Origin of the sequence: Cupriavidus sp. YR651, from assembly GCF_900101625.1 — a bacterium.
GTDB lineage: Bacteria > Pseudomonadota > Gammaproteobacteria > Burkholderiales > Burkholderiaceae > Cupriavidus.
Genome location: NZ_FMYZ01000008.1, coordinates 229,045 through 254,439 on the forward strand (window position 1 = coordinate 229,045; position 25,395 = coordinate 254,439).

Annotated in this window: 23 protein-coding genes and 1 pseudogene; 6 read left to right on the forward strand and 18 right to left on the reverse strand. The window is 61.7% G+C overall.

The genetic code is table 11. The features are described from left to right. Nucleotides 1–21 precede the first annotated feature (21 nt). From BLR29_RS21965 to BLR29_RS22035, 15 genes are all read right to left on the reverse strand, one after another. Entirely contained in the window at nucleotides 22–486 is a 465-nt protein-coding gene (locus tag BLR29_RS21965; RefSeq protein WP_092139521.1) for a SycD/LcrH family type III secretion system chaperone, read from the reverse strand. Between the two features lie 121 nt (nucleotides 487–607). Next, on the reverse strand, nucleotides 608–1,729 hold the full coding sequence (locus BLR29_RS21970; RefSeq protein WP_092139523.1) for an EscU/YscU/HrcU family type III secretion system export apparatus switch protein: 1,122 nt from the start codon (nucleotides 1,727–1,729) through the stop codon (nucleotides 608–610). A gap of 2 nt (nucleotides 1,730–1,731) precedes the next feature. Beyond that, a complete protein-coding gene (gene sctT, locus BLR29_RS21975; RefSeq protein ID WP_092139525.1) occupies nucleotides 1,732–2,490 on the reverse strand; it encodes a type III secretion system export apparatus subunit SctT in 759 nt (252 codons plus the stop codon). Between the two features lie 15 nt (nucleotides 2,491–2,505). Further along, nucleotides 2,506–2,760: an EscS/YscS/HrcS family type III secretion system export apparatus protein gene (locus BLR29_RS21980; RefSeq protein ID WP_092139527.1), complete on the reverse strand. Its 255-nt coding sequence runs from the start codon at nucleotides 2,758–2,760 to the stop codon at nucleotides 2,506–2,508. Between the two features lie 2 nt (nucleotides 2,761–2,762). Further along, nucleotides 2,763–3,425 carry an EscR/YscR/HrcR family type III secretion system export apparatus protein gene (locus BLR29_RS21985; protein ID WP_092139529.1) on the reverse strand — a complete coding sequence of 221 codons (663 nt, stop codon included), beginning with the start codon at nucleotides 3,423–3,425 and terminating at the stop codon, nucleotides 2,763–2,765. After that, a complete protein-coding gene (gene sctQ / locus BLR29_RS21990; protein ID WP_092139531.1) occupies nucleotides 3,422–4,390 on the reverse strand; it encodes a type III secretion system cytoplasmic ring protein SctQ in 969 nt (322 codons plus the stop codon). Before sctQ ends, BLR29_RS21985 begins: the two co-directional genes overlap by 4 nt. Next, nucleotides 4,390–5,316 (reverse strand): SpaN/EivJ family type III secretion system needle length determinant, encoded by a 927-nt coding sequence (locus BLR29_RS21995; protein ID WP_092139533.1) that lies wholly within the window; start codon nucleotides 5,314–5,316, stop codon nucleotides 4,390–4,392. The genes sctQ and BLR29_RS21995 overlap by 1 nt, the downstream gene beginning before the upstream one ends. Beyond that, nucleotides 5,304–5,759, reverse strand: a complete 456-nt coding sequence (locus BLR29_RS22000; protein WP_143018503.1) for a hypothetical protein — start codon at nucleotides 5,757–5,759, stop codon at nucleotides 5,304–5,306. Before BLR29_RS22000 ends, BLR29_RS21995 begins: the two co-directional genes overlap by 13 nt. Continuing rightward, nucleotides 5,743–7,041, reverse strand: coding sequence for a type III secretion system ATPase SctN (sctN, locus tag BLR29_RS22005; protein ID WP_092139537.1), 1,299 nt, complete (start codon nucleotides 7,039–7,041; stop codon nucleotides 5,743–5,745). The genes BLR29_RS22000 and sctN overlap by 17 nt, the downstream gene beginning before the upstream one ends. Continuing rightward, nucleotides 7,038–7,445: an InvB/SpaK family type III secretion system chaperone gene (locus BLR29_RS22010; protein WP_092139539.1), complete on the reverse strand. Its 408-nt coding sequence runs from the start codon at nucleotides 7,443–7,445 to the stop codon at nucleotides 7,038–7,040. Before BLR29_RS22010 ends, sctN begins: the two co-directional genes overlap by 4 nt. 32 nt (nucleotides 7,446–7,477) lie before the next feature. Continuing rightward, on the reverse strand, nucleotides 7,478–9,541 hold the full coding sequence (locus BLR29_RS22015) for an EscV/YscV/HrcV family type III secretion system export apparatus protein (protein WP_092139541.1): 2,064 nt from the start codon (nucleotides 9,539–9,541) through the stop codon (nucleotides 7,478–7,480). Next, nucleotides 9,538–10,725 carry a type III secretion system gatekeeper subunit SctW gene (sctW, locus tag BLR29_RS22020; RefSeq protein ID WP_176861025.1) on the reverse strand — a complete coding sequence of 396 codons (1,188 nt, stop codon included), beginning with the start codon at nucleotides 10,723–10,725 and terminating at the stop codon, nucleotides 9,538–9,540. Before sctW ends, BLR29_RS22015 begins: the two co-directional genes overlap by 4 nt. Continuing rightward, complete coding sequence (gene sctC / locus BLR29_RS22025) at nucleotides 10,715–12,406, reverse strand: type III secretion system outer membrane ring subunit SctC (protein ID WP_092139545.1); 1,692 nt, start codon at nucleotides 12,404–12,406, stop codon at nucleotides 10,715–10,717. Before sctC ends, sctW begins: the two co-directional genes overlap by 11 nt. Then, a complete protein-coding gene (locus tag BLR29_RS22030; protein WP_092139547.1) occupies nucleotides 12,403–12,960 on the reverse strand; it encodes a helix-turn-helix domain-containing protein in 558 nt (185 codons plus the stop codon). Before BLR29_RS22030 ends, sctC begins: the two co-directional genes overlap by 4 nt. A 397-nt stretch (nucleotides 12,961–13,357) precedes the next feature. Next, nucleotides 13,358–14,014: a response regulator gene (locus tag BLR29_RS22035; protein WP_092139549.1), complete on the reverse strand. Its 657-nt coding sequence runs from the start codon at nucleotides 14,012–14,014 to the stop codon at nucleotides 13,358–13,360. Nucleotides 14,015–14,673: 659 nt separating this feature from the next. Here BLR29_RS22035 and ispG point away from each other — a divergent pair. After that, nucleotides 14,674–15,945: pseudogene (ispG, locus tag BLR29_RS22040) on the forward strand (flavodoxin-dependent (E)-4-hydroxy-3-methylbut-2-enyl-diphosphate synthase). An 84-nt stretch (nucleotides 15,946–16,029) separates the two neighbouring features. Here the strand turns inward: ispG and BLR29_RS22045 are convergent. After that, nucleotides 16,030–16,671 (reverse strand): response regulator, encoded by a 642-nt coding sequence (locus BLR29_RS22045; RefSeq protein WP_092139685.1) that lies wholly within the window; start codon nucleotides 16,669–16,671, stop codon nucleotides 16,030–16,032. A 931-nt stretch (nucleotides 16,672–17,602) separates the two neighbouring features. Between BLR29_RS22045 and BLR29_RS22050 the strand changes: the two genes are divergently transcribed. The 3 genes from BLR29_RS22050 (at nucleotide 17,603) to BLR29_RS22060 (ending at nucleotide 20,024) form a co-directional block, all read left to right on the forward strand. Further along, the gene (locus tag BLR29_RS22050; RefSeq protein WP_255371356.1) at nucleotides 17,603–19,105 is read left to right on the forward strand and encodes an insecticidal delta-endotoxin Cry8Ea1 family protein; all 1,503 of its coding nucleotides are present in this window, start codon (nucleotides 17,603–17,605) and stop codon (nucleotides 19,103–19,105) included. A gap of 242 nt (nucleotides 19,106–19,347) precedes the next feature. Then, nucleotides 19,348–19,566: a YdcH family protein gene (locus tag BLR29_RS22055; protein ID WP_092139688.1), complete on the forward strand. Its 219-nt coding sequence runs from the start codon at nucleotides 19,348–19,350 to the stop codon at nucleotides 19,564–19,566. 23 nt (nucleotides 19,567–19,589) lie between these two features. Then, nucleotides 19,590–20,024 (forward strand): universal stress protein, encoded by a 435-nt coding sequence (locus tag BLR29_RS22060; RefSeq protein WP_092139551.1) that lies wholly within the window; start codon nucleotides 19,590–19,592, stop codon nucleotides 20,022–20,024. A 195-nt stretch (nucleotides 20,025–20,219) separates the two neighbouring features. Here the strand turns inward: BLR29_RS22060 and BLR29_RS22065 are convergent, their stop codons facing one another. After that, on the reverse strand, nucleotides 20,220–21,293 hold the full coding sequence (locus BLR29_RS22065) for an NAD(P)-dependent alcohol dehydrogenase (RefSeq protein WP_092139553.1): 1,074 nt from the start codon (nucleotides 21,291–21,293) through the stop codon (nucleotides 20,220–20,222). Nucleotides 21,294–21,690: 397 nt separating this feature from the next. Here BLR29_RS22065 and fliD point away from each other — a divergent pair, with 397 nt between their 5' ends. Further along, nucleotides 21,691–23,154 (forward strand): flagellar filament capping protein FliD, encoded by a 1,464-nt coding sequence (gene fliD, locus BLR29_RS22070; protein WP_092139690.1) that lies wholly within the window; start codon nucleotides 21,691–21,693, stop codon nucleotides 23,152–23,154. A 15-nt stretch (nucleotides 23,155–23,169) separates the two neighbouring features. On the opposite strand, the gene BLR29_RS22075 is transcribed toward fliD, so the two are convergent. After that, entirely contained in the window at nucleotides 23,170–24,078 is a 909-nt protein-coding gene (locus BLR29_RS22075; RefSeq protein ID WP_092139555.1) for a LysR substrate-binding domain-containing protein, read from the reverse strand. Between the two features lie 262 nt (nucleotides 24,079–24,340). Here BLR29_RS22075 and BLR29_RS22080 point away from each other — a divergent pair, with 262 nt between their 5' ends. Beyond that, nucleotides 24,341–25,363 (forward strand): DUF1338 domain-containing protein, encoded by a 1,023-nt coding sequence (locus BLR29_RS22080; RefSeq protein ID WP_092139557.1) that lies wholly within the window; start codon nucleotides 24,341–24,343, stop codon nucleotides 25,361–25,363. Nucleotides 25,364–25,395: the final 32 nt, after the last annotated feature.

Below are 25,395 nucleotides of genomic sequence, written 5' to 3' on the forward strand. Positions count from 1 at the left end.
TTTGGTCCTGTCCGTTCGATATCACGTACGGTTTGCCAGCGCATCCAGATGGGCCTGCGCCAGTGATCTCAATGAGGGTTCAGTCGATGACTTGATGACCTGCCTGAAACACATCCGCGCCCGGCCGACCTTTCCCATAGCCAGTTGACACTGGCCCGAGAAGAGCATCGCCCGATAGTCCCCCTTGCTTTGGGCGAAGGCCACCGCATAGATGTCCGCGGCTTTCTGGTAGGCCCCTTTCAGCTGATATACGGCAGCCAGGCCCATCAGGTACTCGACGCAATAGAAATCGTAGACACAAAGAAACCTGAAGAACTTCTCTGCCTCGTCCAGACGCCCTTCGTTGTAGAGGTCGTGGGCGATGCAGTAGACGGCCTCCATCTGCTCGCCGGAGATGCCATAGATCTCCTTGAGCGTGACGCCGTGATTGACTGACTCGATAATCGAATCCAGCTGCAAATCGCTGGCGTCAAACTGATGGCCCATGTGTCGCTCCGATCAAGTCACCGACTGTGATGCCATTGTGGGTGGGAGTCTTCCGGCTCACCTTAAGAAAGCGAGCAGACTGTGATGCGCTGATGCGCTGATGCCGTGGTTTGCTCTAGCGCTACGATTCCGGCGGCGCTTCGCGTGGTGCCTCGGCATCGCCTTCCGGCATGGCATCGCCGCGGTCGCCCGCGCCATCTGGCGGACAGGCTGCGTTGCGTTCAACATCCTGGAGCCAGAGCAACAGCGCGACGATCGGTCGGATCTCGATCATGCTGACCATCGCGTACCGGTCGTGCGACTGGTACATGCGCCGGGCGAGCGGAACGTCGACGATCACGGGAACACCGACCTGCTCCGCATACTTCCTGGCTGCGAGCGCCTTGAAGTCGGACGCCTTCACCGATACATACGGAATCGGCGAGACCTCCGGTTTGAAATAGATGCCAATGGCAACGTGCGTCGGGTTGACGACGAGCATCCGCGAGTTTTCGATATCGTGCCGGTCCTGTGAGGAAAGCAGCTCCAGGTGCCACTCCCGCCGCTTGCTCTTGATATGCGGATCGCCCTCCATTTCCCTGAACTCGCGCTTGACCTCCTGCCTGTCCATGCGGAGGTCCTTGAGGTAGAAGTAAAGCTCCGCCAACGCGTCGAGCACGAGCACGACGAAGATGCAGGTGAAGCTCACCAGCACGAGGTCAATCACCATCGCCTTCCACGTGAGCACTATGCTGTGGAGATTGCCGTGGTACTGCGCAAAGAGCTGGGTCCGGTTGCGCAACCAGACGATCCAGAGCGATACACCAAACGTGCACAGGTAGAGCAGGGTCTTGACCACGTCCTTTGCCGACCGCAGGCTGAAGATCTTCCTGAAGCCGCGCATCGGATTGATCGCTTCCAGGTCGATACGGACGGCCTTGGTGGCCAGCTGGAATCCGCTCTGCAGCAGTGACGGAATCGCGCTGCAGACAATGGCGACCGCGACGATTGGCACCACCATCCAGAAGCCCTCTAGCACGACATTGCGCGCGTACTGTGCGGTGTTGTGCTCGAATCCCGACCGCATCACATTGACCAGCACCGCACCAATTCGCGAGAAGGCGTCCAGCGAGAGCACGGCGATGACGCCGCCGATCGTCAGGCACGTCACCACCAGGTCATGGGCCTTGAAGCTCTGGCCGCGCTCTCCGGCATCGCGCCGCTTCTTCGGGGTGGCCTTTTCGGTCTTGTTCTGCGCCGACATGATCAGGGCGCCGAAAAGAACAAGGGCATGCGTTCCACCACGCCAGTGAGCGCCATGATGCGATCGGGAAAGAGGGGGCGGAAGTACACGAGCAGTATCAGCACAACCACCAGGCTCTTGACGGTCAGCGAGATCGCGAACGCGTTGAGCTGCGGCGCGAACCGCGACAGCAACCCCAGCGAGAACTCAACGATCATCAGCATCACGCCGACTGGGCTCGACACGATCAAGGCCTTGACCACCACTTCGTCAAGCAGCGCGACCGCGGGCGCCATCTCGAACACGCACGGGCCGAGCGGGTCGCACAGGTGATAGCTCGATTCGATGGCGCGCGACATCAGCAGCATGCCGCCACCCTGCAGGTAGATGGCGGCGGCAAAGAGGTTGAAGAAGCTGGCCAGTTCCGACGTTTCGATCCCGTTCACCGGATCGATGGTGCTGCTCAGCGTGGCCGCGCGCTGGTTGTCGATGTAGTTGCCCGCCGCATGAAAGACCCAGAACGGCCATGCCAGCAGCGCGCCCAGCAGCATTCCGATGACAATCTCCCGCAAGATCGCCACCACGTACTCCATGGTGTCGAGCGCCAGCACCAGCTCGGAGGGCGCGGGCCAGAACCCCGTGGCGACGATGACGATGACGGCATTCCGGCCGGCGCCAGTCAGCACACTGCCGTTGAGGAACGGAAGCATGAAGAAGATCGGCGCGATCCGCGCGAACCCCAGCGCCGCGCCGAGCATCCACGTGTGAACATCGAAAATCATGGTGCAGCGTGCCGGCTACCGTAGTGCCAGTGCGAACACTTCGCGGCTGAACTCCATCAGCACTTCCGCACTCCACCCCGACAGCAGCAGCATGCACAGGCCCACGGCCAGCAGCTTGATGCCGAACGGCAAGGTCTGCTCCTGCAACTGCGTGACGGTCTGCACCAGACCGACCACAAGACCCACGATGGTTGCCACGGTCACCGGCCATAGCACGAGCAGCAGCGTCACATACAGCGTCTTGTTCCCGGCGTACGAAATGCTTTCCATGCTCAGGTACCCAGGTCGACGTATTGCAGGATCATGCCCTTGCCCAGCAGCGTCCAGCCGTCGAGCGCGACAAACAGGATGAGCTTGATCGGCACCGAGATGATGATCGGACTCATCATCATCATGCCCAGTGCGAGCAGGATGCTGGAGATCACCAGGTCCACCACCACGAACGGCAGGTAGATGTAGAAGCCGATCTCGAAGGCACTCTTGATCTCGCTGAGCGCATAGGCAGGCATCAGCGCCACGATGGACGGCTGCGCCTCTGCCGAAGGCGCCTCGTCGTGCTTCAGCGCAATGCGATCCCGTTGCAGCGTGTCGAAAAAGGCCGCGAGTTCCGGATCGGAGTATTTCTGCAGATAGTCGCGGTAGGCGCCGAGTCCGCTCTCGACGAATGCCGACACCGATTCCTGGCGCGCGAAGTTGACGGGGTTCTCGGCGTGGTAGTCGTACGCCGGCTTGGCCACCGGCATCATGACAAACACCGCCATGAACAATGCCACCGCATTCAGGACCATGTTCGAAGGCACCTGCTGCAGGCCCAGTGCGTTGCGCACGATGACAAACACGATGGAGAACTTCAGGTAGCAGGTGCCGGCGGCCACCAGGAACGGCAGAAGGGACGCGAACGCAAGCAGCCCGACCAGCGAGATGTCGTTGCTCATCTGCCCGGCTCTCCGCCTATCCGGTGGATCTCCACGCCCAGGTTGCCGTCGATCTCCACCAGCTCTCCTGTTCCGATGACGACACCGTTCACGACCAGCGCAACGTTCCTTTCGGCAGCGGGGTCGAGCGGCAGATAGGCACCGCGGTGCAGTCCATCGAGCTCGCCAATGGTCATCTGGCGTCGCTGGAGAATGAACTGGAGCTCCACGGGGACGAGGGTGATGTCGATGGGCTTGCCGTCAGCGCTATCGGCGCCCGTGACGCCATCGATGCCGCCGGGTGCCGGGTCGGTGATCCGTTCCATGCCTTCAGTCGGTTCAAGCTCTTGCATGATTGCGTGTCCTTCTTCGGTCAGTTTGTGGTACCCGATTCGCCGGCCTTGTAGCGCGATGTCGGCACAGGCCTCGCGGATCAGCACGATGTCGCCACATCGGATCGTCCCAAGCAGCCCGCTGCGGAGAGCCGTTCGGCCGAGTCGGATGTCGGCAAGGAGCGGCACCGTGGCTGCGATGCCTGATGCCTGCGTCGGCCGCGCGGAGGCGGTAGGGAATGTGGCAAGCCAGAGCCGCCCGCTATCCAGCCGCACCGACCAGTAGGTGCCATCGATCCGATCCGCCGGACCACATGGCTGAGCGACAAGGTCGACATAGTCGAGTTCGGCCATTTCCCCGGGGATCGCGAGCGGATGGTCCATGCCGTTCAGCAGGCGCACGATGTCAGTCATCGGCGGCGCGCCTCTGCCCGCAAGGGCGCCAAGCTCTGGCGCGATATAGGACAGCCACTCGTCAAGCTCGACATAGCCGCTCCATGACACGTCGCGCTGTGCCGCAGTCACCTTGGCCAGCCTGGCACCCTCGGGCAGCCCCAGCCGGGCAGGATCAAGGCACCGCTCGCGCCATCGCCCGATCAGGCAAGATGCATTCAACGCAGCGCGAGAAGTCTTTCGGATGGCACGCCAGCCCATCAGCCTTCTCCGTCTTCGTCAGGATGGCGGGCGCGAGAATCCTGTCGGCCGCGTCCCCCGTCGTCTTGCCGGTCAGGCGGCGTCCACGGCAAGCCATCGAATACGAAGGGTTGCAGCCGCTGCTCGACAAGGCTCGTTGAAGGATGCAGCTGGATGCGGTCCCCCGCCGGCACCAACCTGACCGAGTGTTCCGCGCCCCACGACGAGAACTTGTAGCGCAGCTCCCGGCCATCTGCGCTGCCGGACGCTTCGCGAAGGACGCGGTCGGCATCCGAGGTGAAGGAAGGACTCGGGTGGGAAGGCTGCCCCTGGCTCACGTCCCTTGCATCGAGCATCCTGGCCGGCATAGGGCGGCCAGCGAACTGGGCCCCGTCCGGGCCTGCGGATTCCGGCGAGCCATCGCGAATCCCATCGCCAGCGACCCTTCCCGGATCGCCGTCCTTCCCCGCAACGGGGGCGGCGGGTTCCGCAGTGGGGACCGCCGCGCCAGCGCTGCCCGGATGGTGATGCATCGCGGCGGATAACGTGGGTGACAGCGATGCCATCCGCAATGCCGGCGCCGATACACCGGCGTGACGTTGCAAGCCTTGTCCGGAACGGATCTCTCCGGATTCGGCGAAAGGCGGAGCAACGTGGCCACGCCGCGACAGGTCTGCCGGCGCGCGTTGCCCTGTGCCGTCGCCACGGAGACGCTCGATGGCGGCCGTGCGCTGCGCCAGCATCATGCAGGAGAGTTCCGCCGTGCCGAGTTCGGACTCTTCCTGCCGGGCGTCCTCCGCCATCGCCTCGTTGACGATCCGTGCGAGTGCATCACGTTCCGCCGATGCCTCGGCGGCACTCGTGACGTCTTCGAGCTGACGGATGGCGACGTCAGCGATCCCACACGCGGTTGCGGCCATGCCGCCGTTTCCCTTCACCTGTTCCACGCCACGCGCTCCTCGATGTCAGCCTCGTCCCTGTTCATGCGAGCGATGTGCTGCCAGCGGAGGATGGACAGCTTGCGGTCGCTGTAGCGATCGTGCTTGCGACCCAGCATGTCGATCCTCGCCTGCATGGCCCGCGTCTCGGCGGCGCACGCCCGCAGCTTCTCCTCGGATTCGCCGATTTCCACGCGCAGCGCCTGCGTCCTGTGCACGGCCATTGCTCGCCTTCGCAACCAGCCGAATAGCGCGGAGCGGTCGACGGTATTGCCGTCGAGCACCGTGACCCGCTCCATTTGTGCGAGCAGGTCTCGCTCGCTCGCCAGTTGCGCATGCCGTGCATGCAGTTCGCGGCTCTGCCGCTCCAGACGCCATCGGCGGCGTTCGTTCGCCACGATCCGCATCTCGCATAGCCGCAGCCCGGCGTCGACACTAGCGGGCGATCTCATGAAGCCCCCTCAGCATCGTTTCGTCGGCGCAATACTCGGCATTGGCCTGCTGCAACCACTTGTCGATCAGCGGCTTGCACTGCAACAGCCGGTCGTCTTCCGGGCGCTCGCCAGGGCGGAATTCGCCAAGGTCCGTCAGCATCTGCAGTTCATCGAGCCGATCCAGCTTTCGACGGACCGAAGCCGCCGCCTGCAGATGGGTCGCATCGCAGACGGCCGATGCGGTGCGGCTGAGGCTCCGGCGCACATCGATCGCTGGGTAGTGGTGTCGCGCGGCAAGCTGCCGGCTGAGATGAATATGGCCGTCGAGGATGGAACGGATTTCTTCCGCCATCGGATCGGCCTCATTGGCACTTTCCAGCAGCACGCTGTAGAAGGCCGTGATGCTGCCGCCTTGCCGCAAGGCCCCCGGCCGCTCCAGCAGCCTGGGCAACGCCTCGAACACCGATGCGGGGTATCCGCGACGCGCCGGCGGCTCTCCTGCCGCGAGCGATACGTCACGAAGCGCGCGAACATACCGGGTCAGCGAGTCCTGCAGGAGCAGCACGTGAAGACCCGCCTCGCGAAAATACTCGGCGACGGTGGTGGCCAGCAGCGCCGCGTTGCATCGATCCAGCGACGGCGCGTCCGATGTGGCGTAGATCACCACGGTGCGCGCACGGTTCGGTGATCGGCCGATGTGCTCGACGATCTCGGTGACCTCGCGTCCGCGCTCGCCAATCAGGCCGACGACGTACACATCGGCCGACGAGTGGTCGATCAACATCTGCATCAACGTCGTCTTGCCGGTGCCGGCTTCCGCGAACACGCCGATCCGCTGTCCGACGCCGCAAGCCGTCATGCCGTCGATGGCACGAAGCCCCGTGAGAAAGCGATCCTTGATTGGCGCGCGTGCCATGAAATCGGGGGGGCGCGCTTCCAGCTCCCGCACCTGGCAGGCGCGCCCGGAGTATCGAATGGCCGCCATCCGCGACATGCAGTGTCCGGACGCGTCGAACACGCCGCCCAGCATGGCATCGTCGATGTCCACGCGCAGCATGCCGCCCGTTGGCATCACCAGCGAGTTCCTGGAGAGACCCGTCGGACTGCCCTGGAGACTCAGCACCGCCATGCCATCCCGAAAGCCGATCACCTGAGCCTTTGCCACCACGGGTTCGCGCATCCAATGCGCGCGAACATCGCAGATTTCGCCGACAAAGACGTCGTCGAGATCGGCCTCGATGATGGGGCCGGAAAGACGGCTGGGCCGCGCGTACCTGGCGACCAGACCCCTTCGTGTCATTGCTTCACGATCTCCGAAAGCGTCGCTACCCGTTCGTAGAATCCGTCGATGGCCCTGGCGAGCATTTCCGGTTCCCGGCTATAGGCGTCAGCGATGTCGGCGAATACCTGCAATTGCCCGTCCTGTTCACGCAGGACAAGCTGACCGTTGGCGGAAAAATCGGCGCACTTCATCACTTCCTCCAGCAGGCGGGCGCCGCGCAACGCGACGAGGTTCTGATGAAACTCGCAGATATCGCTCCAGATCACGGGAAGTCCGTTGTTCTGTCCCACAAGGATCGACGGCGTGTTCTCGAAGTCGATCTGGACGGTCACGTCTTCGTCGAGCGATTCCACCATCACGCTATCGCATCCGGCAGCCATCAACGCTTGCTTGACCATGTCGCCAATGTGACATTCATTCATGATTCATCCTTTGAAGAGATCCGGCGTTGAACTTAATCGAGGGTCTTGATGACGCAAACTTCCGCATTGCCCGCAACCTCCGCAAACGACATCACATCGAGATTGCGAAATCGCTGTTCGATCAGCCGCTTCACGAAACGCCTGACATCGACGGAAGTGAGGAGCACGACGTTGCGCGGCGATAGCGCCGAGGTGTTGCCGAAGAGAATCGACAGCTGATCCAGGATCTGTTCGCTCAGGGATGGTTCCACGTTCAGGTATGCGCCACTGGAGTTCTGGCGGATCGAGCGGCGTATGGCTTCCTCCATGTCCATGCCGAGCATGATCACGCGCAGCTGGTCGGCCACGGCGAACTTGTCGGTGATATAGCGCGCCATCGCGCCACGCACGTGCTCGACCAGGACGATGACGTCCTTCTCCCGGCTGCCCCACTGTGCCAGCGCTTCCAGGATCAACTTGAAGTTGCGGATGGAGATCCGTTCGGCCAACAGGCGCTGCAGCACCTCCGAGATCTTCTGGACGGTCACGTTGCGCATCACCTCTCTCAGCAGGTCCGGTGCGTCCGCTTCCACGTGATCGAGCATCTTCTTGGTTTCCTGGATGCCGAAGTATTCCGGCACCATCCTGACCAGTACCGAAACGACGCCACGGTAGAGCTCGTCTGCTGCCGTCTTGGTCGGGATGCCCAGTTCGTCGAGCTGCTGCCGATGCCGCATGTCCACCCACGCGGTCGCCGTGTCATCGCCGCCCACAGCCGGTTCGGCCTCGATCTGCAGCGCCTGCAGATAGTCGGCGGCCGCCCACGCCTTCAGCATGCCGGGCCGGACGTGGAGGCGTTCCGTACGCACTTCATTGATCAACAGCATCGCGTGGTCCGCCGGCGTGGCGTCGGACATCCTGACGGCGACTTCGGGCAGCTTGACGCCATAGTCGACGAAGAACTGGCTCCGGATGCGCGCCGCGATTTGTTCGCGCATAAACCAGTCGATCTGGGACGGCGACGTCAGCAGGATGAAGGCAATCGTTTCCGGCGCCAGGCTGTCCACGTCGGTGATCATCCCGAGCTCCTGGCTTTCCGGCGCATTCGCATCGTTTTGATAGCGCCCGCTGCCGGTGCCGCTCGCATCGTCCCGCGCCGTCTTCCGATGCTGGAGATACAGGAATCCGCCGAGCACAATCGATAACAGCACGAAGACCCACGCTGGAAAGCCCGGCAGAAACGCGACGAGCACGGCCAGCGCTGCGGTGATGCCCACCGCGAAAGGCATGCCGAACATCTGGCTCATGATGTTCTGGCCAAGATTCGTGCCGTCGCCGTTGATGCGTGTGACGATGAAGCCGGCGCTGATGGCGATCAGCAGCGCGGGGATCTGCGCCACCAGTCCATCGCCGATCGTCAGCACCGTGTAGGTCGACACCGCCGTCGACATGTCCATGCCGTGGCTGCCCACCCCGACGGCGATCCCGCCGATGAGATTGACGAACGTGATGATGATGCCGGCAATCGCATCTCCCTTGATGAACTTCATCGCCCCGTCGAACGAGCCGTACAGCTGGCTTTCCCGCTCGAGGATGCTGCGCCGCTCGCGTGCGCCGTCGGCGTCGATGACACCTGCCTTCAGGTCTCCGTCGATGCTCATCTGCTTGCCGGGCATCCCGTCCAGCGAGAATCGCGCGGCAACCTCGGCGACGCGTTCCGAGCCTTTCGTGATGACGATGAACTGGACGATCATCACGATGGAAAAAATCACGAAGCCCACGACAAGACTCTCGCCGATCACGTACTCGCCGAAGGTCGTGATGATTTCCCCGGCGTCGGCCTGCGTCAGCACCAGGCGGCTCGTACTGATCGACAACGCCAGGCGGAACAGCGTGGTGATCAGCAGGATGGTCGGGAACGTCGAGAAGCTCAGAATGCGGTCGATATAGAACGACCCCATGAACAACAGGATCGCGATCACGATGTTCAACGCGATCAGGAAGTCGACGAGGTGCGTCGGTAGCGGCACGATCAGCATGGCGATGATCATCACCATGAGGCATACGATGATCAGCTCTGGCCGCGATCTTGCGTGATGGAGCAAGGTCGTCATCATGATTCGCCGTCCACTACCGACCGAAGCGGCCCCTTGCATTGGGCGGAGAGCTCGCGACGATAGTTGTCGTCCATCATCGCATCGAGTGCGGCGTACACCTGGTCTGCCTCTCGCGCCCCCTCGAAAAGCTCGTCGGGAAGATTCCGATACGCCGCACGCAGTGCCGTCAGCATGACACTGCGCGCCTCGGGGGTGAGCCCGCGCATGGCGTCGCCCACGCTATCGGCCAGTACGTCTTCCAGCGGCGCCGCACCGCGCAACAGCGAGCACAGCAGCAGAATCCACGCGTCTTCCTCCGCATCGTCTGGCGTGCCTTGCGGCCCGCCACGACTCATGGCGGGCTGTGCCGGCTCGCGCTGGAAGGGATGCAGGCATGACCGCTGCAAGAGCGTGCGAACGAAGTCGTGGTCCGCGGCGCGAAGCAGGCGCAGCCGCCAGACCGTGTGGAGCAGGGCGCCAAACTCGACCCTGCTGCAACTGGGGTCCGCCGAATGAATATCGATCGCCAGCGACGCTTCCACGAAACGCATCACCTTCCCGCGATGTACCGCGCCATAGGTGCCGACCCAGCTTTCGTACGAGGAGACCATGGATTGATGGCCGTCGAGAAAGCTGCGATAGGTATCGCGCAGCCGACGTGGATCCAGCCCCAGCTTCCTGCCGAACAGCTTGGCCTTGAGCGCGCATTGAATGCCGCCCTTCAGATGTTTGCCATTCGCTTCCCGCTCGACGTCCTGGCGCAGCGCTTCCAGTCTCGCCCTCACGGTCTTCGAGAGATTCCTGCGCCGCAGGAGCTCACGCAGCACGATCCACAGGTCGCTCTCGTCCGCAAACATCGCGCGCGCGTGTTGCAGCAGGGCGTCGATGCGAATCGTCGGGTCGCTGGCGATCTTCATCAGCTGGTCCGCTTGCGGACGTACGTCATCCTGGAGAACGCTGTCGAAGTTCTCCGGAGTGTCATCGCCCTTTCTTCCCGCTTCCCGCCTGCGCTGGAATTGCGCGGCAACGCTCGCCATGTCATCGGCGAGACTGACGATCTTCTGGTGCAACGATGCGGGCGTTGCCTCCGGATCTTCGTCCGCATCGGCGCCGAAGGTGCCTTGCGTGGTTCTGCCCGCATCCTGATGAAGCGCCTTGTCGAAGCGTCTGGCATCGATTGGCGCCGGAGGAAATCTAATCTCCATCCTTCGCCTCCCCGTGCGTCGGTGCGGCCCCCGATGTGCCGCCGAGTCTCCGTATGACTTCATTGAAATCCGTCTGGTCCTGGAGGTTCGGCAGGGGGAGATCCATGCTATCGACAATCTCACGCGGACGAATCAGGAAAATGCGGACCGTGTTCTTGTTGCGGGACTGCTTGTATCGGAAGATGCCGCCCACGAACGGAAGGTCGCCCAGAAGCGGAATCTTGCTGGTGGTGTCGCCGGTTTCGCCGCGCGCATAGCCGCCTACCAACAGGCTCTTTCCGCGCGGCACTCTCGCCACGGTGCTGACTCTTGTCCGGCTGACGGAAGGCAAAGGGCGCGTCTCGCTGGTGTTGACATCCTCGACCGGCGTCGCGCTGCCATCTTCAATATTGACCGACAGCTCGATATCGCTTTTGAAGGTGAAGCGTGGCAGCACATTGACCATCGTTCCGTATGTCACCTGCTGCAGTTCCACCGCACGTTCTCCGATCAGCTGGGTATAGAACGTGTGGCTGTTGTCGAACATCGCAGGCGTGTTCTCCTGTGTCAGCACGACCGGCCTGGATACGATCTGGGCGCGGTTATCGCGCGCCAGCGCCACCACGGAAGCCATGAATTCCGCGCCACCGACCGTGGTGAACGACGCGATGCCGTCGGCATTGAACGTGGCGCCAAACGCGTTACCAAGTTTCACGGCGCCTTGCCAATTGACACCAAGCTGGTCGAGGTCGTCCTTCTCCAGATCGATGATCCACAAGGCCAGTTCCACATGACGCTTTTCCTGATCGAGCCCTTCAACGATGCGGCGTACCAGGCTGACTTGCTCCACGGTGCCCTTGACGAGCAGGCTATTGGTATCGGGATAGGCAATGATCCGCACCCTGGTCAGCGCCAGGTCCTGTGTTGCCGGATCGGCAGCGGGCAAGGGACGCGGTATGGGGTCGTCCAGCAGGGGCACGGGCTTTTCGCCACGCCCGGTATTCGACGGCGGCAGTATCCTCGCGTGCTGGTTTTCCGAAGGGTTCGTCAGGCTCGTATTGAGGAGCCGCTGGATCACGGTCGCGATGCCCGGGATAACCACGCCTTCATCCCGGCGCGTGTAAGTGCGATCCGTGACGAAGGTGTTGTGCAGCCGAATGATCTCCACATGCTGATCGGTTGAAGTCGCGGCTTCCCGATCCATTGATTCCGCGGCTTGCGTTACCAGATCCACATAAATGGGCGGCCCCGCCAGATAGATGGTACTGAAGCCATCGGAGCGCAGCGGATATCTGGCGTCGACAAGCCCGGAGCTCTTCAGGAAGCGTTGCAGGGACGACGGCGAAACATGCTTGAGTGCAATTACCACCGTCTTGGTTTCGCTGGCGTCGTAGACATAAATGGCATGGCCATCGGAATAGGTGATGAGTCCAAGCTGCCTGCTGATTTCCGACAAAATGCCAGGCTCGGCCAGCCTGAACTCACCGGACACCTGTTTGGCCGCCGCACCCTTGCTGACGATAATGGGCTTGGCAAGTTGCGCGGATATCGCGCCAAGGAGGGCCCGTAGCCCTTCCTGTTTCGCCACATAGCCTGGTTCCGACTGGCGGCTGGTCACGTCCTGCCCTCGGACCGGGGAGTTGGCAATGACCGCTGCCGCCAGCAGCAGGCATTTCGCGCCGCTGATGAATCGTGTCTTCACTCTTGGCTTCCTGCGCGATCCTTCATTCCAAACACATCCGTCAGGCTGCGACCCACCGCGTCACGGAACTCCTTGGAAAAATGCGAAGGAGAGGCGTAGCCGTATTCGATGGCCACTTCGGTGATTGGCCTGCGGCTATCCACGATGGCGAGTACCACACTGGCCATTCGCCATGCCCTCATGGCACTTTTGGGCGCAATCCCCACGGACTTGCGAAACAGACGGCGAAAATGCGAGGGCGAGACGCCATAGCGCGAACTCAGGCCCGAGATACTCTCGTGCTCGCTGTTTTCCTTGAGAAGAAAAGAGACGATGCCGTACGTTTCCGCTCGCCTGAGCGAAGCGGCAAGCGCGCGATACTCGGTGGAATTCCGAACGGCTTCCCGCAGGAACGTGGATCGCAAACATCCGGAGCGTTCCATCCTCTCGACATACTGCGGAAGATTGGCATCCGGACTATTGCCCTTGTTGTCATGCCGCCGGGCTGGATTCTCTAGCGCGAGATCGACGAACGCCTGTAGCTCCGCCAGAGAATTCATTTCTTCCTTCACCATATCCCGCTCCCATCAGAAATCGCATGCCGGTCGGCGCGCAGGATCCGGGCGGAAGTGTGTCCCTTCCGCAATGTGCCGTCCGGTCTCCGGTCCTCGGAGCTTGCCTGGCACATCTTGTTCGCTTGTGCCCGGAGTCCTCTGTGCGCTATTGCCGAGTTCAGTCTATTGACATCGAGCGGGCGTCAATATCAGACGAGACGGCAAACAGCTGCAGACACGGCTAGGACTGGAACTAAAAGGGGGCAGGATGGACGGTCCAATCCGGGAAGCGCAAGGTTTGGGGCGGGCGGCGGACTCTGGTCGATGCGCCAGGGCGTCCGCGCTTGCCCTGCCCCTCGTTGTCGCAACGGTCGGTTACACGTCACGCTGGGACCGTTGCGCGCAACGTTTTGCTCACTCATCCAGGTGGTGAGATCAGTCCGACAGACATGGCGTACTTGATGAGATCCGAGTCTCGAATAACGCCGATCTTGCGCATTGCACTGCATTTCTGCGAACTGATCGTTTGCTTGCAGCGACGCAACTGGCTGGCGATTTCGTTCACCCCCATTCCGGATGCATACAATCTGACGACTTCGGCTTCCCGGGTCGACAACCGCGGTCGGCGTTCCGTTGCGCAATCGCAGAGTCCGCTACCGGTCAATCTGCGAATCGTCGGCGAATGGTACGTACCCCCGGTGCCGGCAACATGGATGGCGGGAACCAGATAACTGAGGTCGTCCGATTTGCTGATGATGCATGACACGCCAAGCCGGCCGATAGCCTGCAATACGCCCGGGTTTTCAAGCATGGTCATGACCAGAATGTGTGTTTGGGAATAACGACGACGAATGAGGCCCAGCATGGCCAGGCCGTCGCCGAACTCTCCACCGGGCATCGAGTAGTCGGTCACCAATACGTCGCAGGGATGCTGCTCGAGGAGTCCGACCAGTTCTGTTGAATTCCTCGCTACCCCGACCAATTCAAGCTGGGTGCAGGCAATTCGCATTTTCAGCCCCTCGACAACAAGCGGATGGTCATCGGCGATGATGATGCGCAATTGATAAGATTCCACCTTTACTCCTTTTATTTGTTGCGATACCGTGCTGCCACTACTTCAATGTGCTTGCCTCCGGCATGAAGCGCTGGATTCCGTAGGCGGTCTCCGGAATCCAGTGCAGCAACACCCCGATGTTAGGTGTTGGTATGGGGCCAAGCTACAAACAACTGAGCATGGATGCGTGTAATCGGTTCATCGCTGACTGAATAAAGTGAGTCGCCAGCGATACGCTGCCGGCGGGATGGGGTGAGCGCTGCTGGCAATCTCGCGTCTGATCGTGCGAGTCGGCGGCCAGGATGCTTACGCTGTCACGAAGGCGATGCGGATGACGCCCGGAAGACGTCGACGTGAAATGCGTGAACTGACGGCGGTTCGAGGAAGCCGCCATGCGGATGGGAAAATTCCGACTGCATTAGTTGACATTGTCGCAATTGGAATTCACTGATCGATGCGAATTGTTTTCGCAATTGCAGTGCGTGAAAATATCAGCGGCTAAATCGCTGGAACTGTATGCGTGATCAGGATTCACAAGTTGATGCGCGGAAATTGAAAGCGCATCGGACAAACGAAAGGCGCATTCGCTTCTCTTCCATTTTGTTTCGGGCAATCTCGATAGATTTCCCATTGCGCGCGCTCGTAAGCTGTCGGCTCGACAACATCAAGCGATAGCGCAGATGAACGAGATCACACAATCCCCAGCCGTCATACCCCGTCCAATGCCGCGTCACCCTTCGCGGCAGGCAGAAATTTCCTGGGGCGATCACATCGTGCCGATTGGCGGCGGCGCGCCGGTATGCGTGCAGTCGATGACGAATACGGATACGGTCGACGCGATTGGCACGGCGATTCAGGTCAAGGAGCTGGCCCGCGCGGGCTCCGAGATCGTTCGCATCACGGTCAACACCCCCGAGGCCGCCGCAGCGGTGCCGGCGATCCGCGAGCAGCTCGACCGCATGAGCGTCAACGTGCCGCTGGTCGGAGACTTCCACTACAACGGTCATACGCTGCTGCGCGACTATCCGGAATGCGCGCAGGCATTGTCGAAGTTCCGCATCAACCCCGGCAACGTGGGCAAGGGCGCCAAGCGTGACAAGCAGTTCGCCGAAATGATCGAGGTGGCGTGCCGCCACAACAAGCCGATTCGCATTGGCGTCAACTGGGGCAGCCTGGACCAGGATTTGCTCGCGCGCATCATGGATGAAAACGCCCAACGCGCCGAACCATGGCACCCGCAGAGTGTGATGGCGGAAGCGCTGATCACGTCGGCAATCGAATCGGCGCGAAAGGCGGAGGAAATCGGCCTGCCGGGCAATCAGATCATTCTGTCGTGCAAGGTATCGCAGGTGCAGGCGCTGATCGCCGTGTACCGCGAGCTGGCGCGCCGTTGCGACTAGGCGCTGCACCTGGGATTGACCGAAGCCGGCATGGGCAGCAAGGGCATCGTGGCCTCGACGGCCGCCCTGTCAGTATTGCTGCAGGAGGGAATCGGCGACACGATTCGTATCTCGCTGACGCCGGAACCGGGTGCGCCGCGCGAGAAGGAGGTCCACGTGGGCCAGGAAATTCTGCAGACGATGGGCTTGCGTAGTTTCACGCCGATGGTCATTGCATGCCCTGGCTGCGGCCGCACCACGAGCACGACGTTTCAGGAACTCGCGGCGAACATTCAAGCGTATCTGCGCGAGCAGATGCCGGTTTGGAAAACGGCTTATCCGGGTGTGGAAGAGATGGATGTGGCTGTGATGGGCTGTATCGTCAATGGCCCTGGCGAAAGCAAATACGCCAATATCGGCATCTCGCTGCCCGGATCGGGCGAATCGCCGGCGGCGCCGATTTTCGTCGATGGCGTGAAGGTGAAGACACTGCGCGGCGACAACATGGCCGAGGAATTTCGGGCGATCGTCGACGAATACGTTCGCACGCACTACGGTCCGGGCACGAAATAAGGAAGACAAGAGGGGGCGGCCGGAACTTCGGGCTTCTGAACTGCCGCCCATTTCCAACGGTGTGGGCCGGGGAACGTACACCGGTTATCGCATCCCGTGTTTCAGCGCGTAATCAAACAGTTCCAGATCAGTCGCCAGGCACAGCTTGACCATTGCGCTGCGTTTCTGGGTGCTCACCGTATTGGGAGCCCGATGCAGATGCTCGGCGATTTGGTTGATCGTCATGCCGCTCATGAAATGTCGCACCACCTCCAGTTCTTTCGGACTCAGCGGCCGGTGGTCGGTCCGTCCGGAGCCATTGTTGAGTTGCAGCGCCATTTCGCACTTCACCCGACGTCCAACATGGCAGCCGCCGCGGAAGACAACCTGCACCGCGGCTGGAAGCTCTCTAATGTCGTCACGCTTGCTTAGCAGGCCGGACACGCCGCGATTCAATATGCTGGCGAACAATCCCGCGTTTCCCAGCATCGTCAGGACTATCACCTTTACGGTGGGGTGCTTCATACGGAGGGCATCCAGCATGAGGAGTCCGTCGGGATCTCTGTCAGATGGCATGGCGAAATCCGTGATCAGTACATCGCACCCCACGGTGCGCAGTTTTTCGTTCAGCTCGGTAGGATTGGAGGCTTCCGCCACGACCTCAACGCCGGCAGTGGCAGCGAACAGCTGTTTCACGGCAAATATGATCAGTGGATGGTCGTCGGCAACAATAAGTCGAATGCTCATGAATGACACGTCGGTTGCGGCCGGCAGGGCCAGTCATTTTTCAAGGGCGATGCATGGATGCTTTCATCGGTTTCCCTGGGGGTGATCGAAGATTCGGGACTGACAGGGTGATCGAACGCCCCGGCAGCCTGAGACTTTCTACACTGACGGTGCGCTCTCGCGATACAAGGAATCGCTCTATCGTCTATCGATCGGAACCAGGTCCGACGCGTGCATGGAGGTCATTCGATGCCGGGTATTCGTGACCGGCTACGCGGTGAGTGACAGCTACAGACGGATGCCGTTGCGGAAGTGCCCTGCGCAAGGCCAGGCGAGGTCTGGCAAGACACCTCGGGTCCAATTGGAAAGGCAGCTTGCCCGGTACGGACGGTGCGCGGACCGCGTCCGATGAAAAACGCCAGGCCATTGCGCACGCAAGGGGGCGCCGCGGGGGCGCAACTCGCAAAGGTGATTCAGGGCGTACCTGATGGCGCATACGCAAGGCGTCTCTAGTCGAAATATTCCCCGGTTACTGGAGCGACGACGGCGAATCGACCCGCGATTCAAAATCGGACAAGCTGAGCGGAAAGCGGGTGCAAGGAAAACTATCAAAATTTCACCGCATAATCGACGGCATATAAGGCACATATACAGACAGCCGTGGCGATGGTGACAATCAAGATCAATTTGCTTTTGCCATCCATTTGATCCTTCCGATTTCACAACATCTCTGCTTCGTCATGGGCGCAGCTGCGTCGCCTGATCCTGAAAAAATTCTATAGGCTAATCCCCCCAATTCAATAGAGATATCTCTGTTTGTTCGCGCCGTTCCATCGGGAATATATTGCGTCGCGCCATAAGTGGCCGACCAATAATCGAGACATCTCTATGTATTCGCCTTCTTCGCCGTTGCTACTCTGAATTCGGATCGCTACGCAGCAGGAGTTCGAGCATGATGACAAGGCGCGGAATTCTAAAATCCATCCCGGCGTTTGCCCTTGCGAATACGATGGGGAGATCGGGAGCGGTGGGTGTGCCGAGGGCGACGGATCTTCCCATTACAGACCCGCTCGAGGATATCAAAGCCTTGCTCGGCGTCTTGCTCAACGAAATTCCCGGCGTGGGGTCAATCTGCGCCGCATTGCTGGAACTGTTATGGCCCTGGGGCCATGATGACGTCTGGGACCAGATACGTGCCCGTGTCGAAGCGATGATCAACGAGAAAATCGAAGCGGCGGTATTCAGTCTTCTCAAGCAGAAACTCGATGGCATCGCTGCCACGCTGAAACTCTACGTTTCCGCTACCTCGACTGGTGATACGCAGACGATGATGATGCAGTTCATTGCCACCAATACCGCCATGATCGAAGCGGCGGAGGAGTTTCGGAATCCCGATTTTCAATGGAAAGTGGCACCGCTTTTCGCCATATTCTCCCAGATCCACATGGCATTGCTACGTGATGTCATTCTCCATGGCAAGAATTGGGGCTGGAGCGCCGAGACCTATGCAAACTACGTCAAGCTCACGGACAGTACCTTGCGGGATTACACCCAGTACCTCGATAAGGTCGTGCAAGCACAAGCAGATCGCTTGCGACCCCATGCCCCGACCCATCCTGGTATTCACCGCACTGCGATCTACAACTACTGGCAGCCGTTCCAGGAGGCACGTATCCGGCTCATCGCCGATTTCCGGGTGCTGATTCAGGCGATGGATCCGATCGCGCATCCGGGGCCGGTAGGGAACGTGGTATTCGACGACGTCTACAGCAAGGCCTATGGCACTGCCGATGACTGGGACGCCACTTGCAGCGCCTGGGCGGGCGAGGTGACGACGCCATTTTCCCTCCCTCTTGCCAACCCGGACAGCATCTATATCGAGTATTTCAACTCCACCCCGCGCCGTGTGGACGTGAGCTATCCCGCCGGAAAAGGTCCGCTGCTCTGGAGCACCGAAACGCGTATGGATACGTGCAGGATTATCGCCAATGCCGTTCCAGGCAAGGAGTGCGCGACCATCCATATTCCCCCTCCGAAGGCAGGTACGCGCTTCAATATCGTTGGCGCCTCCATTAACACCGGCAGTATTCCACTGGGACTGGCACTGAAGCTGGCGGATGGCACAAAGTTGACGCTATGGAATCGTGCCAATTCTCTGGGTGCATGGTGGGAAGACGTGCAAATCTCCGCCCATAAGTTGACCACTCTGGCAATGTGGACCCGGAGCCGCTACTACGACGATGACCTTGGCTGCATCGTGTTCGGATTCAGCCGGGACCCCGACGATGTACCGTCCCATTTGCGTGAGTTGCTCTATATCACTGCCGCTGGCGAAAGTGATGGTATCCGGCGTTTGTCTGACCAGCGTATTTCAAGCGAACTTCGGGAGCGACGCACTGCGTTCTGGCGTGATCTCACGGAATCCCATTCGCCGGAAACGCCATTCAATCGGTGAAGGGGCATGATTTTCTCGATGTTCAGATAATGACTACCGCAAATACGATGGTGTCCATCGACATGCTCGCGCCTCCCGCACAACGGGCATGGGGCTTCGGCGAAGGCAATCTTCCGGAACGGAACGCGCTCGCTGCTGCTGACTCGATGCGCTGGCAGTCAATACTGCGCGGCATCAAGGCCATGCCCGGCGTTGCCTGTGACACTGGAGCAATCACCGACTTTTCATCGAGAGGAGGGTGCATGTTCCCCGAGTACCGCGAGACGATATCCCAGCTGAAGACGACCGATGCCCACTTCGCACGGCTCTTCCACCGGCACAACGACCTGGATCAGGAGATCAAGAACCGGGAGGCCGGCATCATTCCCACCACGCACACATCTCTTGAACAGCTCAAGAAGCAGAAACTACTATTGAAGGATCAGCTCTACGCGATCCTGCGCAAATCGGGCGCGGCCTGACGCGGTCATCCGGAGAAAGCCAAATGTTCAAGCATGTATTGCTGCCGGTGGACGGCACCGAGCTGTCCCAGAAGGCCGTTACGGCCGCCATCTCGTTCGCGCGTACCAACGGCGCGCGACTGACGCCCTATATGTGCGTGCCGGAGTACCCATTCGTGAGCTCCAGCGATGCCGGGCACGAGAAGCGGTCGGTCTTCGAGAAGCGCGTCAAGGACGAGGCCCAGGCCGAACTGTCGAAGATCGAGGCGGCGGCTGCTCAAGCCGGCGTGCCTTGCCAGGGCGCGATCTCGGTCAGCGCGGCGCCGTATCGTGGAATCATCGCCATGGCAAACGAACTGGAATGCGATGTCATCTTCATGGCCTCGCACGGCAGAAGCGGTCTCTCGGGTCTGCTGCTGGGTAGCGAGACGCAGAAGGTGCTGACGCACAGCCAGATTCCAGTCCTGGTATTTCGCTAAACAAACCTGCGCCGGGCGATCTTCCGTGGGCGACCCGGCGCGATCCTCCATCCAGCGAGGATCTATCAATCCATGACGCATTGCTGATTCAGCGATGCATCGATGCCGATGCGGCCGATATGCGCCGCATCGGCATCGAGTCCTATTGCTTACAGACATCGACAGACCATCGCCGCATCAAGCGGCGAATGTGGTTCAAGGCGTGATGGCGACCTTCAGCACCCCGTCGCGCTGGTTTGCGAACATCGCATAGGCTTCCTCGATCCGCGAGAGCGGGAACCGGTGGGTAACCAGCGGGCCCAGGTCGAGCCTGTTTGTCTCGAGGACATTCATCAGTCGCCGCATGCGTTCCTTGCCGCCAGGGCAGAGCGAGGTGATGATGCGATGGTCGCCAAGCCCCGCCGCAAACGCGTCGAGCGGAATACGCAGATCGCTGGAATAGACGCCCAGGCTGGACAGCGTGCCACCGGGCTTCAACACCCGCAGCGCAGCCTCGAAGGTCGCCTGCGTGCCCAGCGCCTCGATCGACGCGTCCACGCCGCGGCCGCCGGTGACGCGCAGGATTTCCTCGACCACATCCGCCTTGCGGAAGTTGATGGTCACGTCGGCCCCCATCTGTCTGGCGATGGCCAGCCGTTCGTCGATCCCATCCACGGCGATGATCATCGAGGCGCCGCGCAACCGCGCCCCTGCCGTGGCACAGAGTCCGATCGGGCCCTGGGCGAACACGGCAACGATGTCGCCGATCCTGATGTTGGCTTGCTCGGCTCCCGAAAAGCCGGTCGACATGATGTCAGGGCACATCAGCACCTGCTCGTCGGTCAGTCCATCGGGAATCGGGGCGAGGTTGGCCTGCGCATCGGGCACCAGCACATACTCGGCCTGCGTGCCGTCGATCGTATTGCCGAAGCGCCAGCCCCCCATTGGCTTGTAGCCGTGGGCGTGTCCCTGGCCGTCCTGCGACGAACATCCATCCTGGCACGCATAGGAATAGAAACTGGGGCAGATGGCGCCGGCGATCACGCGTTGGCCTTCGCGATACCCGGTCACGCCGCTGCCGAGCTTTTCGATAATGCCCACGGGCTCATGGCCGATTGTGAGGCCGGGCTTGACTGGATATTCGCCCTTGAGGATGTGGACGTCGGTGCCGCAGATGGTGGTGGTCGTGATACGGATCAGTGCGTCCGTGGGGCCGACTTCCGGAATGGCCTTTTCCCGCAGCACGATCTTGCCGGGTGCCAGGAAGACTGCGGCCTGCATGCTTGCCATGATTCGCTCCGTGTTAGCAACTACGAAGAAAGCGGACTCCGCAGCGTGGCGCCGCAAAAGTCCTCAGGCAGTCTAGGGGAGGGGGTTTCAGGGCCGTTGACGCATATCAACGCCATCAGCGAAGCCATTCAGAGTTGAGTATTACGCACATTTCGCCGCCATCTGGCACTAGCGCCATGAAGCTGCCGGGCGAGAGTGAGAACTCACATGCGGGAAACTTGAGCCTGTTTTTGTATCGTCTTTGTATCGGCTCTGTATCAAAAAGCCTAAAGAACCACTTTTCCCTGACGTAAACCATGCATGTCGAGACATTCACCGTCCGGATTGAATGGATCCCCTCTGAATGCGCCGTCGTGCAGCCGGCGACCATGCTGATTTCAGCGAAGGGCAAAAGAACATGGCAGCAGTCTCCTCCCTCGGTATTGGCTCCAATCTGCAGCTGAATGAACTCCTCGATAAGCTGGAGGCGGCGGAGCGTCTTCCGCTGAAGAGCCTGGATAACCAGCACGCGGCCTATCAGACCAAGCTGACCGGCTACGGCACGGTAAAGAGCGTGCTGGCCAGCTTCCAGGCCGCCGCCAAGGCGCTGTCCGACATCAAGACGTTCGGCTCGGTCAAGGCGCAGGTGGGCAATTCGGACGTGCTGTCGGTCGCAACCGGCGCTGGCACGGTGCCGGGCGACCTCGCGATCAACGTGACCCGCCTGGCCCAGGCCCAGTCGCTGGCCGGCGCTGGCCAGGCCAAGCAGGACGTGGCCATCGGCACGGGTACGCTGACGTTCGACTTCGGCGTCACCACCGGCTACGACGACAATCCCGCTTCGCCGACGTACGGCACCTATGTGAACCCGACGTTCACGCCGACGGCCGGCGCCAGCAAGACGGTGACGATCGACAGCAGCAACAACACGCTGCAGGGCATTCGCGACGCGATCAACAAGGCCAACATCGGCGTCAAGGCCAGCGTCATCAACGACGGCAGCGGCACGCCGTATCGTCTGGTCCTGAACTCGGAAAAGACCGGCGAGGCAATGAGCATGCGGATCTCGGGCTCGTCGCCCGAACTGCAGGGGCTGGCCGGCTTCGATCCGGTGGCGGGCCCCCAGCCGGGCGGCATGAAGGAAGTCGTCCGCGCCACCAATGCCGCGCTGACCGTCAACGGCATCGCCGTCACCAGCGCCACCAATACGGTGACCGATGCCGCGCAGGGCGTGACGATGACGCTCAAGAAGACCGGCACCACCTCGGTGACGATGACGCAGGACAACGAAAGCATCAAGACGGCCATCCAGGCGATGGTGACGGCCTACAACAACATCCAGACCACGGCCAAGCAGCTCACCGCCTACGACACCAAGACCCACACCAAGGCCGCGCTCAACGGCGACGGCGTGCTGCGGGGCATTCAGGCGTCGCTTCGCGCCGTGCTGAATACGCCGGAGACGGGCCTCGCCGCCAATGCGCCGAGCATGCTCTCGCAGATCGGCGTGTCCCTGCAGAAAGACGGCACGATGTCGATCGACAGCAAGAAGCTGGACGCCGCGCTCAAGGACAACCTGCGCGACGTGACGGCGGTCTTCGCCGGCGATGGCAGCACGGGCGGCTTTGGCCGGCGCCTGTCGGATGCCGTGGATCGCATGAACGGCACCAACGGCCCGCTGGGCAGCGTGACGGATGGCCTGGAAAAGGCGATGAAGGAGATCGAAAAGCGCTACGACGCGACCGAGACCCGCATCAATGCCACCGTCGAGCGCTACAAGAAGCAGTTCACGCAGCTGGATCTGCTGGTCAGCAAGATGAACCAGACCAGCAGCTTCCTGAACCAGCAGTTCTCGGCGCTGAACGGCGGCTCCAAGAAGTAAGCAGCAGGCGGCGCGTCAGTCCTGGCGCGCCGCATCCGGCGAGAGGCTCAGCACCCAGTCGCGGAAGGCGTCCAGCGCCGGCGCTTGGGGGCGGCCTTCCGGATAGGCGAAGTAGTAGCCCTGGCTCACGTCGAGCACACGCTCGGCGGGGATCACCAGCTGGCCGGTTTCCAGCTCGCGCTCGATCAGCAGGCGCGGCGCCAGGCCGATGCCCAGCCCCGCGGCCGCCGCCGCGGTCATCATCGTAAACAGCTCATAGCGCGGCCCGCGCGCCGCCGCCACGCTGTAATCCCATCCTTGCACCGCATACCAGTCACGCCACGCTTGTGAGCGCGTACTCAGGTGCAGATGGCGGCAGTGCGCGAAGTCTTCCGCATCCACCAGGGCATGCGCGGCGCGGAACGCCGGGCTGCACACCGGCACCATGCCGCCTTCCCGAAAGATCACCCCTCCGCGCGTGCCGGGCCAGAACTGGTCGCCGAAATAGATCGCGGCGTCGTAGGCACAGTCCTGGAACGAAAACGGTTGTGAGCGCGCACTCAGGTTGACGGTGATGTCAGGGTGCCGTCGGGCGAAATCGGGCAGGCGCGGAATCAGCCATTGGGTGGCGAAGGTCGGCACGACGGCCAGTTCCAGCGTGTAGCCCTGTGTCCGGCCCGCGCTGATCTCGAGTGTGTCCCGTTCGATGTGGTCCAGATGCCGGCGCACGCGAGCGGCATACTCGCGTCCGGTTTCGGTCAGCTCCAGCCGGCGGCGCACCCGCGTGAACAGGGCGACGCCCAGTCGTTGCTCGAGCAGGGCGACCTGCCGGCCAACGGCACTTTGCGTCAGCGCCAGTTCGTCGGCAGCGCGCGTGAAGCTGCCGAGCCGGGCGGCAGCCTCGAACGCCTGGAGGGCGTTCAGGTTGGGAATGTCCTTTCTCATCGGGGGAAAGCGCAGGGCTGGCAGGGGGACCGGCAGAGAGTATAGCGAGGGCGTGGCGAGGTTCAGGCAAGGCTGACGACAGATTCAGACGAGTTTCAGACGAGTCTCAGGCGACCGGCCGCCGACCCGCAATGTATTGCGACGTACTGGCAGCCATGTCGGATCGTGCGCCGTACGCACAATGTTGTGCGCATTCATCGCTTGTGACGGTGGCGGCGCGCCCGCTATCCTGCGCGCGAACCTTTCTTGATGCCGCGTCCCCATGAATCCGAACATTGCCAAGCTGCTGAATGCCAACCTGGGCGAGTCCCGCGCCGCCCACCTGCTGACCCTGGTCACGATGCCGGACGGCCTGCCCGTCGACATCGAGGGCCGCGCCACGCGCGCCGAGATTGCCCAGGCGCTGAACATCGTGCTGTTCGGCGACATCCTGGACCGCGTGCCGACGGGCCGCGCCTACACCGACGACGTGGCGAAGGCCGGTGGCAAGGTGACGTTCGACCACGGTGCGCTGCGCACGGTCAAGTGGCCCAACGGCGCACTGCCGGAGGGCGAGTCCGCGTTCACGCGCATCCTGCGCCCGCTGGGCTACGTGCTGAACGGCACGTATCTGCTGGACCGCATCGGCATGACGGGCCGCTCCTACGCGCACGCCGATGCGCCAGAGCAGATTGCCCAGTTTTTCCTGAGCGAGTTCCACCCCGAGCGCGAGCGCTACAGCGACGCCTTCCGCGCCGCCGTGACGCGCGTGACGGCAAGCTCGACCGATCCGCTGACCCCGCGCGCGCAATCGCTGCTGTGGCAACTGGAACGCGACGGTGTGCTGGATGTGGAGGACGGCGCGGAACTGGTCGACCTGCTGGCGCGCTGCTTCGCGCGGCAACACGCGGCGCCGCGCCTGGCGGACTATGAAGTGCTGCTGAAGGAGTCGGCGGAAATGGCGTGGATCGCAACGGAAGGCAACGCGTTCAATCACGCAACCGATCGCGTGGCGGATGTCTTCGCGCTCGCCGAACATCAGAAAAGTCTGGGCCGTCCGATGAAGGAGAAGGTGGAAGTGTCGGGCAGTGGCCGGGTCCGGCAGACCGCATTCCGGGCGGATCCGGTGCAGCGGGAATTCGTGGGCGCCGAGGGCGGCATCGTGCAACGCGAGGTGCCGGGGTCGTTCTACGAGTTCATCACGCGCGACCAGTTCCATGACGAGGCCGTGGCCCGCAAGCGCTATGACCTGGGGTTCGACGCCGGTAATGCGCAGGGCATCTTCAAGATGACGGCAGCCGCCTGAGGCGCGCACTGCGGGGCGCGAAGCACCCGACC